Annotated in this window: 10 protein-coding genes and 1 pseudogene; 1 reads left to right on the forward strand and 10 read right to left on the reverse strand. The window is 62.6% G+C overall.

The features are described 5' to 3' along the window. Positions 1–33: 33 nt before the first annotated feature. From AC07WT_RS26165 to AC07WT_RS26185, 5 genes and pseudogenes are all read right to left on the reverse strand, one after another. Positions 34–252, reverse strand: a pseudogene (locus AC07WT_RS26165) (IS3 family transposase); the annotation flags it as partial. A gap of 12 nt (positions 253–264) precedes the next feature. After that, the gene (locus tag AC07WT_RS26170) at positions 265–1,314 is read right to left on the reverse strand and encodes an IS110 family RNA-guided transposase (protein ID WP_494949164.1); all 1,050 of its coding nucleotides are present in this window, start codon (positions 1,312–1,314) and stop codon (positions 265–267) included. A gap of 390 nt (positions 1,315–1,704) precedes the next feature. After that, positions 1,705–3,927, reverse strand: a complete 2,223-nt coding sequence (locus AC07WT_RS26175; protein ID WP_494949165.1) for a xanthine dehydrogenase family protein molybdopterin-binding subunit — start codon at positions 3,925–3,927, stop codon at positions 1,705–1,707. Further along, a complete protein-coding gene (locus tag AC07WT_RS26180; RefSeq protein ID WP_494949166.1) occupies positions 3,924–4,925 on the reverse strand; it encodes an FAD binding domain-containing protein in 1,002 nt (333 codons plus the stop codon). Before AC07WT_RS26180 ends, AC07WT_RS26175 begins: the two co-directional genes overlap by 4 nt. A gap of 13 nt (positions 4,926–4,938) precedes the next feature. Further along, positions 4,939–5,703: a (2Fe-2S)-binding protein gene (locus tag AC07WT_RS26185; RefSeq protein ID WP_494951046.1), complete on the reverse strand. Its 765-nt coding sequence runs from the start codon at positions 5,701–5,703 to the stop codon at positions 4,939–4,941. Between the two features lie 141 nt (positions 5,704–5,844). Here AC07WT_RS26185 and AC07WT_RS26190 point away from each other — a divergent pair, with 141 nt between their 5' ends. Beyond that, complete coding sequence (locus AC07WT_RS26190) at positions 5,845–6,069, forward strand: hypothetical protein (protein ID WP_494949167.1); 225 nt, start codon at positions 5,845–5,847, stop codon at positions 6,067–6,069. A 23-nt stretch (positions 6,070–6,092) separates the two neighbouring features. On the opposite strand, the gene AC07WT_RS26195 is transcribed toward AC07WT_RS26190, so the two are convergent. From AC07WT_RS26195 to AC07WT_RS26215, 5 genes are all read right to left on the reverse strand, one after another. Next, the gene (locus tag AC07WT_RS26195) at positions 6,093–6,776 is read right to left on the reverse strand and encodes a Fe2+-dependent dioxygenase (RefSeq protein ID WP_494949168.1); all 684 of its coding nucleotides are present in this window, start codon (positions 6,774–6,776) and stop codon (positions 6,093–6,095) included. Beyond that, a complete protein-coding gene (locus AC07WT_RS26200; protein WP_494949169.1) occupies positions 6,773–7,537 on the reverse strand; it encodes a tetratricopeptide repeat protein in 765 nt (254 codons plus the stop codon). The genes AC07WT_RS26195 and AC07WT_RS26200 overlap by 4 nt, the downstream gene beginning before the upstream one ends. A gap of 10 nt (positions 7,538–7,547) precedes the next feature. Further along, positions 7,548–9,797 carry a TonB-dependent receptor gene (locus tag AC07WT_RS26205; RefSeq protein ID WP_494949170.1) on the reverse strand — a complete coding sequence of 750 codons (2,250 nt, stop codon included), beginning with the start codon at positions 9,795–9,797 and terminating at the stop codon, positions 7,548–7,550. Positions 9,798–10,173: 376 nt separating this feature from the next. Next, positions 10,174–11,034 (reverse strand): LysR family transcriptional regulator, encoded by an 861-nt coding sequence (locus AC07WT_RS26210; protein WP_494949171.1) that lies wholly within the window; start codon positions 11,032–11,034, stop codon positions 10,174–10,176. Positions 11,035–11,206: 172 nt separating this feature from the next. Continuing rightward, the gene (locus AC07WT_RS26215) at positions 11,207–12,880 is read right to left on the reverse strand and encodes a TniQ family protein (protein ID WP_494949172.1); all 1,674 of its coding nucleotides are present in this window, start codon (positions 12,878–12,880) and stop codon (positions 11,207–11,209) included. Between the last annotated feature and the right edge of the window lie 51 nt (positions 12,881–12,931).

Consider the following 12,931-nt stretch of genomic DNA (forward strand, 5'->3'; position numbering starts at 1 on the left):
CACACAGCGGCCCACACGCGCACCCTGTAGTGGTCAAGTTATTTCGGACAGGCAGATAGGTTCTTTCACTGTCGGTTTCGCCTCGTAGGCAGCGGGCGACAGATAGCCCAATGTTGAGTGCAATCGTACGGCGTTGTAGAAACCGACAATGTACTGGTTGATGTCGCGCCGGGCCTCGTCGTGGTTGGCGTACCGACGCTGCCACACGCGTTCCATCTTCAGGTTCAGGAAGAACCGTTCCATCACCGAATTGACGCTCCTATGTCAAGCAGAGGCCGTCGAATCGGCCAGATCGGCCAGAATGAGCGGGTACAACTCCCGGACGATATAGCGCTTCAGGCAGCGGTGGATTTCCTTATTGGACATGCCTTCCTTCGTCCGGCGTTCGACATAGGCGCGGGTGCGCGGATCGCTGCGCATCCGAACCATGGCAATGGTCCAAAGGGCATTGTTTGCAGACCTGTCACCGCCCCTGTTCAACCGATGCCGGACCGTCTTGCCGGACGAGGCCTGTAATGGACTTGTGCCACAAAGTGCCGCCAGCGCAGCTTCACTTTTCAGGCGTTCGGGATTGTCACCCGCCACAGCAACTAGCACTGCAGCAGTCTGCGGCCCAACGCCGAATCGTTCGCGAAGTCGCCTAGCGTGCTGGATGGTAAGGCTGTCGAGCATGGTGTCTAGTGCTTTGAGCTCCTCCGCCAGCGTCAGCCAACGCTTCGCCAGCAGTCGCAGCGTCGCCGTCAGCGTTTGCAGCATTGGCGTTTTGCCCAGCGAGCGGACACGGGCACAACTCTCAACGCATTCTGCCGTCTTCGCTTTCAGAAGACGATCACGGATTTCCTGCGGTGCGCTGACGAGCAAAGCCCGTAACTGGTTGATAGCCTGCGTCTTTGCTTTGACTGCACTGCGCCTGGCAACGGAGACGGCGCGCATCGCCTCGGCGGCACCGGACTGTTCCTTTGGAATAGCCGTAGCCCTTCCGGAGAGGACCGCACGCGCGGCGTTTTCCGCATCAGTGGGATCGGACTTCCCTTTGGATCGGCGCATCGCGCGATCGGGACGATTGACTTCAAGCACCTCGATCTCATGATCGCGTAGCACGCGGGCCAATCCCGCTCCGTAGGTGCCGGTCCCTTCAACTCCGGCGCGACGCAAATGGCCGAACGAATTCGCCCATGTCAGCAGATCGAGATATCCTGCCGTGTCGGTCGATACCGATCGCGTTCCGAGAAGCCTGCCTGTGTCGCTGATCACAGCCCCGACATGCGTATCCAGATGCGTGTCAACCCCCAGAATCACTTCGTTTTGTTCCATGCGTGTATCCGTTGTAGTGGGCGCATCGCCAACCCCAATCGCAGGACAGGACACTCACGGTGCAGAACAAAGCTCCTATTAGGTCACAGACGCTGGGCCCGGCAACGCTCGGGGAACGCCGGAACCCGATCGACAGGTCAATTCCAAGGCAGCTCGGCCAATCCCAGCACGGGTCAGATCGGTCCGACGTTCAGAAGCGATCTTAGACTGAGTGTCCTCCTATCGACCTGTCCGAGGAAATTAGACCATCACAATCACACCCACACGCGCAGCCAGACAGAGGCCCACACAGCGCACCCACACAGCGCACCCACACAGCGCACCCACACAGCGCACCCACAAGCGCACCCACAAGCGCACCCACAAGCGGCCCGCACCAGCGCGCCCGTCTCAAACCCGCACCGCGTCCATCACCTTATCGAGCGTTATCGGCAGATCGCGTACGCGCACGCCGGTCGCGTGATACACCGCGTTCGCAATCGCCGCCGGCACGCCGGTGATGCCGATCTCGCCGATGCCGCGTACGCCGAGCGAGTTGATATGCGGATCGGGCTGATCGAGGAAGGTGATATCGAGCGAGCCGATATCGGCATTCACCGGCACGTGATATTCAGCGAGATTCGCGTTGGTGAAGCGCCCAAAGCGCACATCGAGCGAGGTTTCTTCCTGCAACGCCGCGCCCACGCCCCATACGATGCCGCCCATCAACTGACTGCGCGCGGTTTTCTGATTCAGCACGCGCCCCACGTCATACACGCCGACCACGCGCGGCACGCGGATCGTGCCGAGTTCCGCATCGACGTGGACCTCGACGAACACCGCGCCGAACGAGTGGAACGAGTACTTCTGCTTCTCGTCGCCTGGCTTGACGCTCGCGCTGGCTTCGATCGGCTTGCCTCCCGCGCGCGCGATGATCGCCGCCGCCGGATCGCGCCGTGCCGGTTGCGAGCGGCTCATGACCCAGCCGTTTTCGACGCTGATGTCGTCGGGCGCGATGCCGTGCACGGGCGACGCGCTATCGGCGAGCGCCAGCGCGATCAGCTGATTGCGCGCTTGCGTCGCGGCATCGCGCACGGCCGGCGCGACGCTGGCCGCCGATTGCGAGCCGCCCGACACCGGCGCCCTCGGCAGCGACGAATCGCCGAGCGCGAAGTGGATGTTTTCCGGCGCGAAGCCGAGCGCATCGGCGGCGACCTGGGTCATCACGGTGTACGTGCCGGTGCCGATATCCTGCGTGCCGGAGGCGACCAGCGCGGTACCGTCCGGCAGAATCCGCGCGATGGCCGCGGCTTCGCTGCGATTGGCCGGATAGGTCGCGCTCGCCATGCCCATGCCGATCAAGGTGTTGCCGCTGCGCATCGAACGCGGCGCGCTCGTGCGCCGCGCCCAGCCGAATTTTTCGGCGCCGATCTGATAGCACTCGCGCAAGGCCTTGTTCGACCACGGCTTGTTGTCCTGCGGATCGGCGTCGGCGTAATTCTTCATACGCAGCGCGAGCGGATCCATCTTCAACGCGGCCGCGAGTTCGTCCATCGCCGATTCGAGCGCGAACGAGCCGGTCACTTCGCCGGGCGCGCGCATGAAGGTCGGCGTGCCGACATTGAGCGGCACGATCCGATGCGTGGTCGCTTGATTCGGCACTGCGTACAGCATGCGCGTGACCATGCAGCAGGTCTCGGTCCAGTCTTCGATCATCGACGTGTTCGAGATGCTGTCGTGGCGGATCGCGGTCAACGTGCCGTCGCGGCGCGCCGCGAGTACGAGATGCTGCTCGGTGAGCGGACGTCCGCCGACCGGGCCGAACATCTGCGGCCGTTCCAATACGAGCCGCACCGGACGTCCGGTCTGTTTCGCCGCCATCGCGCACAACGACACATGCGACCACGACGAGCCCTTGCAACCAAAACCGCCGCCTACGAACGGCGAAATCACGCGCACGTCGCCGGGTGAGATGCCGAGCGTTCTGGCGACGGCCTGCGCCGCGCTGCTGACACCTTGCGTCGAGTCGTAGAGCGTCAGTTGCGGACCGTCCCAGTGCGCCATCGTCGCGTGCGGCTCCAGCGGATTGTGGTGCTCCATTGGCGTCGTGTAAGTGGCGTCGACGTGCACCGCGCCGCTGCGCACGCCGTCTTCGAAGCGGCCGCGCTGCGTGTCGGTTTGCCGGCCTTGCGGTCTGTCCGGCGCATGTCCGTTCGGCTTGGCCTGCGCGAAATCCAGCGTTGCGGCCGTGCTTTGATAGGTGATGCGCAGTTGTCGCGCTGCGTCGGTGGCATGTTCCAGCGTATCGGCGACCACCACCGCGACCGGTTCGTTGCTGTAGTGGATCTGGTTGTCCTGCAACAGCGACAAACGGCGGCCGGCCGGCGACGCCACAGCGGGCTGGCCGCCATTCGGCAGGCGCGGCGCGTTCTGATACGTCATCACCAGCAGCACGCCGGGCAGCGCCTGCGCGCGGGCCGCATCGATCGACGCGATGGTGCCGCGCGCAATCGTGCTGGTGACGAGCACCGCGTGCGCGAGCCGCGCTTCGGGAAATTCGGCGGCATAACGGGCTTCACCAGTGACTTTCAGCAGACCGTCGGTGCGGTCGAACGGTTGACCGATCAGATTCATGCGACATCTCCCGCGCGGCCCGCGGCCAGGTTGACGGCGCGCACGATCGCGCGTTGCGCGAGCTGCACCTTGAAGCGGTTGTCGTGCTGCGGCCGCGCATCGCTTAACGCAGCCGCGGCGGCGCTTTGCAGCGTCGCGTGCGTGAGCGGCCGGCCCTCGAGCATCTGCTCCGCAACGCTCGCGCGCCACGGTTTGTGCGCGACGCCGCCTAGCGCGATGCGTGCCGTCTTCACGCGCTCGCCGTCGAGTTGCAAGGCGGCGGCGACCGACACCAACGCGAATGCGTAACTGGCGCGGTCACGCACCTTCAGATAGTGAGAATGCGCGCTGAATAGCGGCGGCGGCAGATCGACGGCGGTAATCAGCTCGCCGGGCTGCAAGGTGGTATCGACGTCGGGCCGATCGCCGGCCAAGCGATGAAACTCCGCGAACGGAACCGTCCGCTCGCCGCCGGGGCCGTTCACGCGCACGATGGCATCGAGCGCCGCCAGCGCCACGCTCATGTCCGACGGATTGACGGCGATGCACTGCGGACTCGCGCCGAGAATCGCGTGCGTGCGGTTGTGGCCGTCGAGCGCCGCGCAGCCGCTGCCGGGCAGGCGCTTGTTGCATTGCGTGAAGGCGGTATCGTAAAAGTAACCGCAACGGGTACGCTGCAACAGATTGCCGCCGACGGTCGCCATATTGCGCAACTGCGCCGACGCGCCTGACAACAATGCTTGCGACAACAACGGGTATGGCTCGCGCACGAGCGCGTGATTGGCCGCATCGCTATTGCGCACCAAGGCGCCGATGCGCACGCCGCCGTCGGGTAGCGTCGTGACCGTATCGAGTCCGCCGATGTGCGTGATATCGATCAGCCGCATTGGCCGCGCTATGCCGCCCTTCATCAGATCGAGCAGATTGGTGCCGCCGCCGATGAACACGGCGCCGGGTTGCTGCGCGGCGCGCAGTGCGCCGGCAATATCGCCGGCGCGTTCGTAAGAAATCGCATCCATGCCGGTCGCTCCGTCAGGCGTTGCCGTTGTTGCCGCTGCCTTCATGTACCGCGCGCACGGCAGCGACGATGTTCGCGTATGCGCCGCAGCGGCAAATATTGCCGCTCATGCGCTCGCGGATCTCGGCGTCGGAAAGTTGTGGCGGGCGGCTGCGGACATCGGCGGTTACTGTGCTGGCCGCACCATTGCGAAACTCGCTCAACAGGGCGGTCGCGGCACACAACTGCCCGGGCGTACAGTAGCCGCACTGGAACGCGTCGTGTTCGATGAAGGCGCGCTGTATCGGACTCAGCGTGCCGTTGCCGGCGAGTCTTTCGACCGTGGTGATCGACTCGTCTTCATGCATCACGGCGAGCGTCAGACACGAGTTGATACGGCGGCCATCGATCAGCACCGTGCACGCGCCGCATTGCCCGCGGTCGCAGCCTTTCTTGGTGCCCATCAAGCCTGCGTATTCACGCAGCGCATCGAGCAAGGTCACACGCGGCTCGAGTTGCAGCGTATAAGCGCGGCCATTGACGGTCAACGTGACCGGACGCGGCGGCACCGGTACATGAACTTCGGCGGGCGGCGCGGAGGGTGTTTGAAGCGGCGCTTGCGTCTGCGTTTGAGTCTGCGCTCGCAGATGCGGTGCCGCGCCGACGGTGGCCGCGGCAGCGGCCGATTGCAGAAAGCGGCGGCGCGATGGGCGGCGTGGAGTGGCGGCGGTCCCGTCGCCTGAGCCCTGACGATCGTTATTCGTTGACGTGACGTTCTGCTTGCTCCATGAAAGGTTCATGCAGGCTGGCGACATGCGGGTATCCGACGTGCGGGTATCCGACGTGCGGGTATCCGACGTGCGGGTATCCGACATGCGGGTATCCGACGTGCGGGTACCCGATGCGTCGGTATCCGAAGCGGTGCGATCCAGCGAATGACAATGACGCTCAGCAATTTCGATGCCGCGGCAAACGCAACGGCATTTGAACGCGGCGCGTCAATTCACCGTGAATTGGAAGTGAGTCAGTTCGAATCGTGGAGAGCGCAACCCATTCCGCGACGACGCGCGCCGACTACGGAAATTGCGCTTAACGACCTGGAAAGTAAAGACGCTGAAGCGCCTTCTTTCTGGCTGCGAAAAGAAAGACTGTTTTGCGCGGGATGAGGAGTCCGCCGTTTCAGCTCACTTCACGCATCAGCCCAGCGGCGCAGCAGATTGTGATAAATGCCGGTGAGACTGACCACCGTTGCATCGTTTGAACCTTTCTCCGCGGCAAGGCGCTGCACGTCGTTGTCGAGTTGGAACAGCAGCGCGCGCTCGCCGTCGTCGCGCACCATGCTCTGAATCCAGAAGAACGACGCGATCCGCACGCCGCGCGTCACCGGACTCACGTGATGCAGACTCGAAGCGGGGTAGAGCACCATGTCGCCGGCCGGCAGTTTCGCGCGATGCACGCCGTAGGTGTCTTCGATGCAAAGCTCGCCGCCGTCGTAGGTGTCCGGCTCGGCGAGAAACAGCGTGGCCGACAGATCGCTGCGAATGCGAAAATCGGTGCCGCGCAACTGACGGATCGCGTTGTCGACATGGGTGCCGAAGCCGTCGCCGCCTGCGTAGCGGTTAACGAGCGGCGGAAACACCTTGAGCGGCAACGCCGCGGAAAAGAAGCGAGGATTGCGGCCCAGCGCGTCCTGGATCGCGTCGCCCACCGCGCGCGCGGCGGGCGATCCTTCGGGCAACTGCTGGTTGCGCTTGGCCTGCGCCGACTGTTCGCCGGAGGTCGCATTGCCGTCGATCCATTGCGCCGCGTCGAGGACTTCACGGCATTGCGCGACCTGCTGTTTGCTGAGCACGCCCTGCAGATGCAGCATCATGCGCGCGACTCCTGCGCCGGGGTTATGGCCGAGCCGATATCGTCAGCCAGCGCGCGAAACGCACTAACCGGCGACGCGGCGAGCCACGCCTGCATCTTCGCGACGAAGGCCGTGGTCGCCGTATGCGGCACGCGCCGCAACCATCCGAGCGCGGCCTCGATCTCGCCGCGCTCGGCGAGCAGGCGCGCATAGTTGAATTGACCGCGAAAATCGCCGCCTTGCGCCGCACGCCGGTAATAGTCGAGTGCGATGTTTGCATTTGCATCGACTTCCCAGCCGTCCTCGTAGAAGCTGCCAATGAAATTGATCGACTTCACGTGACCCAGATCGGCGGCGCGCCGAAACCATTGCAGCGCCTCTGCGCGATCGCACTCGATGCCGTTGCCGAGCGCCAGCGCCGACGCATAGTTGTACATGCCCCAATCGAGCCCGGTTTGCGCCGCGAGCCGATACCAGTAGACCGCCACCGGCGCGCATGCGGCAGTACCCCAGCCGTGTTCGTAGCAACGGCCCAGCATGTTCATCGCCATCGGATGATCCCGTCGAGCCGCATGCCTGAACCATGTCAACGCCTCTGCTGCATCGCGTTCGACACCGTGGCCGTCGAGCAGATACTGACCGTACACCGCCTGCGCTTCGACGATGCCGTGATGCGCAGCCGCCGCCACCCATGCGGCGGCTTGGGCGGGCGGACCGGCAAGAATCGCGGCGAGTTCGTCATGCGACACGCTCGCCAGCGCTTTCACGCTTACGTGTTCCATCGCGCCGTGCTCAGTAGTGCGCGTTGAGCGTCAGGAACGCGGAACGTCCCGGCGCGATCGACGCGTAATGCGCCGGATACGCCTGGTCGTAATACGCGCGGTCGAAGATGTTCTGCACGTTCAGTTGCAGATCGAGCTTCTTGTTGATCCGGTACGTCGCCATGCCGTCGAAGCGCCAGTACGACGGCACCGCGCGCAGATTCGCCGTGTCGCCGTACACCTGCGACATGTAGAACGCGCCGGCGCCGAGCGTGAACTTCGGCAGCACGTCGTAGTGGGTCCACAGGCTGATGCTGTTCTTCGGCGTGTTCGGGAACTGGTGGCCGTTGTCCGAGGTGGTCTTACCGTTGTCGCGCAACTCGCTCTTCATATAGGTATAGCCGCCGAACACTTGCCACTTGCTGGTCAACTGGCCGGCCACGCCGAATTCGAAACCCTGCACGCGCTTGTTGCCGACCATCGCGTATTCGTTGTTCGGCAGCGTGACGCGCGCGTTGGTCGTGTCGATCTGGAACAGGGCGCCCGTCAGCGACAGGTGGTCGTTCAGTACATTCCATTTGGTGCCGATTTCATAGCTGCGGTTCTTTTCCGGCGCGAGCTGATCGGCATTGGCGCCGACGCCGCCACGGCCCGGCGTCAGCGACTGGGTTTCGCTGCCTTGACCGAGGAGCGATCCGGCCGGCGTCGACGAGGTCGCGATCGACGCATAGATGCTGCCGTTCGAAGCCGGTTTGAAGACGAGGCCGAACTGGTAGTTGAACAGCGTGTCGTCGCGCGAGACGCGCTTGCCGCCGTTGGCCACCGTGTTGCGGAAGTCCGTCGAGTAATCGTCGACGCGCAGGCCGACGTTGGCTTGCCAGCGCCTGGTGAACTCGATCGTGTCGAACGCGTACAGCGATTTGGTGACGGTGCGCTGCTCGCCCGGATCGTTCGCCTGGCTAACCGAACCGGCCCACGGGTCGTTGGGATTCGGCGACCACAAGCTTGTGCAGTTGTAGCCCGATGCCGGGCCGATGCCCTTGGTCTTGCAGATCGCGCCGGTCGCGGCGGCCACGTTGTACGTATCGTTCACGCTGGTTTCGCGCGACAGCTCCAGCCCGGTGGTGAAGCTGTGCTTCAGGAAGCCGGTCTTGAACTCGCCAAACAGTTCGGTCTGGTTCGCCAGACTGTAGACGTCGCTCGCCCGCGTATTCGCGCGGCGCCACACCATGCCGTTGACCACGTTGCCCTGGCTGTCGTCCGGCTGGGTCCAGATGTAGTCCTGTGTCGATTTCGTATAGCGCGTGGTATTGCGAATCGTCAGGTTGCTGTTGATGTCGTGCTCGATGCGCACCGTGCCCACGTCCGAGGCCGTCTTGCGGAAGTCGCGGTCGATCAGGCCGTAGAAGTTGTGACGGTCCACGTTGGCCGGATAGATCGTGCCGACGTTGGCCGGCTTGTTGGGGGTCGTGTAGAAATACGGAATGCCGCTGTCGGGCAAGTCGTCGGTCGACAGGTGGTAGTAGCTGGCCGTCACGCGAGTCGGCGTGCCGAGGCCGTACGTGAACGACGGCGCGATGCCCCAGCGCTCGTTGTTGAGCGCGTCGCGGCCGGCCACGTCGTTGTTGTGGCTCATCACGTTCAGGCGGAAGGCCGCGTGATCGGCCATTTGCCAGTTGCCGTCGGCGGTGAAGCGGCGGTAACGGTCGGTGCCGAGGCCCGCGCTGCCGGCGGCGGAGTTGCCCAGATGCGGCGTCTTGCTGATCAGGTTGATGCTGCCGCCCGCGCCGCCGCGGCCGCCGTATGCACCGTCGGAACCCTTGGTCACCTCGACGCTTTCGATGTTGAACACCTCGCGGGTGGTCGCGCCGATGTCGCGCAGGCCGTCGACGAAGGTGCTGCCCTGCGCGTCGTAGCCGCGGATGAACGGCCGGTCGCCGAGCGGATTGCCGCCTTCACCGGCGCCGAAGGTAATGCCCGGTACGGTGCGCAGCGCTTCGGTCAGCGTCGAGGCGCCGGTGCTCTGGATCAACTCCTGCGGAATCACGGTCACCGATTTCGGCGTATCGACCAGCGGCGCGGTGAATTTGACCGACGCCGAATGGTCGGTCTTGAAGCCGTCATCGGCCTGGCCTTGCACGGCGATCGGCGCCAGCTGGCCCTCCTTGTCGGGTGGCGGCGTGCCGGCGGTGCCCTGGGCGAGGGCGGGGCCGGCAGCCAACATGCTGCACAGCGTGGTGCTGATTTTGCCGAACCTGGGTTCGTCGGATCGCAACTTCATCTTTATCCCTCGTCGTGAATTTGATGACCGGGCGGACAGTGCAATCCTTACCCGGATATTTCATGTGTATTACAAAGTGTTTGCGGCGTGCATTCTATGCAATCCTAGTGTAATTGAGAAGCGTTCTCAATAAGAGGGTCTAAGGCGGAACGGGAGTTTTACGAGGCTTTGGGGTGAAATTTCCGATAAATCGCCGAACTTATCAGGATAAAGAGCGACTTTGACGACTGAGTCGGATTGCGGCGAGTGTCTTTCGATCCCGGCTAGCGGGACCCTTTACGAGGTTTTGGGCGTGAGTTTTCCGCTAAAAGCCTGAACCGCGGGCTGCCGGCTTCTCGTCGTCTCGTCGGCTTCTCGTCGGCCTCTCGCCGATTCCTTACAGTTCGGCCAACTCCGCCAGCGTGTCGCGCAACCACACGAGCGCCGGATCCGCCTGATTGCGCGGGTGCCAACCCGCATACAGCGTGAAGCCGCGCGCTTCGAACGGCAGCGCAAAAGCGTCGAGCCGGTCGAGATAACGCGCGGCGAAGCGCGACGGCAGCGTCGACACGTAGTCGGTTTTCGACAGCAACTCGGGCACCAGCGTGAAATGCTGAACCGATAGCGCGACGCGCCGTTCGCGGCCGAGCGCGTCGAGATGCTCGTCCATGAAACCGTGGAAGCTGCCGCCGCTGGTCGACACCAGCACGTGATCGAGCGCGCAGTAAGTGTCGAGATCGAGCGGCGCGGTGCCGCGCGGGTGACCCTTGCGCTGCACGAACAGGAAGTGCTCGTCGAACAGCTTGCGGGCTTTCATCGACGGCGGAATCATCCGCTCGGAACCGAGCAGCAGGTCGACCTCGCCGCTTTCGAGCCGTGCCGCGGCCACCGGCTGTTCGCCGATCACAAACGCAATCCGCACGCCGGGCCCGGCCAACGCCGGCAAGCGCTCCATCAGGCGCATGCCGAGCACGGCGGTGGCGTTGTCGTGCGCGGAAATCACAAAGCGTCGCGTATCGGTGCGCGGATCGAAGGCGGGTTGATGGCGCACCACCGCTTCGAGATTCTTCAGCGCCGCGTGCAGCGGCTCCATCAACTCGAGCGCCCGTGCGCTGCGTGTCATGCCGCGGCCGGTTTCAGCCGGAAGCAGCAGCGGATCGCCGAAAATCTGCCGCAAACGCGCGAGCTGCGTGGAGACGGCCGGTTGCGTCAGATGCAGCCGCTCGGCCGCGCGCGTGACATTCGACTCGGCGAGCAACGCGTCGATGTTCCGAAACAATAAAGAGAAAAATAAGAAAAACCAGGGGCTACCCTATAATATGAGCGAGTCTGAGTTCGACAGACTGCATTTATCTGCTTACGGAACAATTCCAAAACTGCAAATATTGCCGATTGAAAGCGGCTGGCAAGGTTTGTTGCGTTCTTAATTGTTAATGCGGTGGCGCTTCAATAATCTGCAGGACGCCCTTCGATTTCGCTGATCGCGCGAGCCGACGAGGCGGGAATACTGTTTGCACCCAGTCAAAATCGTGGGCATTTGCCCACGTGACGACGGTAAGCGCCCTTCGCCAGAGCTCGGATCGGCTGGCATGCGGATGTGCGGCAATGAGCGCCAAAATCTCCGCCCTAGATTCCTCCCGCGTCTTCGGGGTAGCGTAATCAATGTGGCGTCGAGGGGGGAGATGCACCTTAAACCAGCACGTGTCATGTCTCTGTAGCCAGGTATAAGCAGTTTTACGTGTTTCCCGAAACATTGCGCGGGTTGGCGCGCTTTCCGATGCGATGTACTCAAGACACAATCCTCGAAACCGTTCGCGTTGCGATTCAAACCTGGCAACCTTTTCCCTGTATGACCCAGAGAGCGAGGCCGTCCGATAAATGGCTCGCGTGTAGGCCCTTAGCCAAGGCACAGCGCGGAACGCTGCAGCTAGGTTTCTGCGGTGACCCATGCGAGTTGAAATGGACGAACTCCACGATTTTCCAGAGGCTAGATCGTCTGCGATGGCGATTGGGAATCGGAAGCCCGTCAAGGTGGAAGTAAGCTCCATATATTTGCACTCCGGCAACGCAAAGGGCTGACTGCTAATCGTTTGCCATGATGAAACGGAAAATTCCTTGCGATCTTCCCCGGCCCCCCCTTCATTGGACGGAAGAGTTGCAGGTACACAGAATTCGGCAAGTCCAGCGTGGTCTTTGGCGAGGTACTGGATGATTAGCAGATGAAGGAATGGATCGGTAGTAGCAAGCGTTCGGTTTAGGGCGCTCAACACGGACTGGGCTGAAAAGTCTGTTGAAAATTGTTCGGAAAGCGATTCCGACTCAGTTTGTCCCCACCCGGCCAGAATCCGATCAGTGAGCGTCGCTGCGAATTCCTGGGTTGGTGGCCATTGTCCGATCCCCTGCAGTCGCGTTACAAAAAAAGAATCGCGCCGGGCCGGGCTGACAATGTGCCAATGGCCTTCAAATGCATATTGTAGGAGTTCCAGCAGGCGCCAGTACGCCAGCGGCATTGTCTCTTTTTGCTGGCTGTGCAACCGCGCACCACAACAGTTGCATCTTCCGGTCGGCAAGGTTGCGTGCAAAATGGATGGGCCGAAGGTTCCGCATCGATTGCAGTCGGAAAACAATGAGATACGATGCCTTGGGCAGTGAGCGACACCACGAAGTTGATGGTCTACGCGCCAGAACGCGACACCAAACTTCTCGAGGTCACCTTCAACGCATCTGGTGCAGCCATGCCATCGTGCCTTGAAAAGTAGACTAACCTTTTTCTGAGAAATGAAGCGCCGTGAAGGGTATCGTTCAGTTGACGTTAGCGCGTCGCGCCATGCCTCCCGCATGGTCGTCGGCAAGGCGTGTGCAAAAAATGCCCAAGGTGAATGATTGGAAAGAATGCTTTCAGCACTGGCAAATGTCCCTTTCTGCAGAGCCTGAGAGCAAGATCCCGCATTGGCGCCAAAAAAGAGGGACATGCCGTGCATGCGATGCCCGAACAGTCGTCTTTGCGTCGTATCGAATGACCCGTGGGCATTGAGGTTATATACCAGCCGGACGATTGAAGGAAGCGCTGCTCCGCGTGGGCACCATGGAATATTACTTAGCATGTTCTTCGTTCCCGAATCGCGGATTTACGATAGGCGGAGGTGAGATAGCCA

Source organism: Paraburkholderia sp. GW821-FHT02A12 (assembly GCF_059422005.1).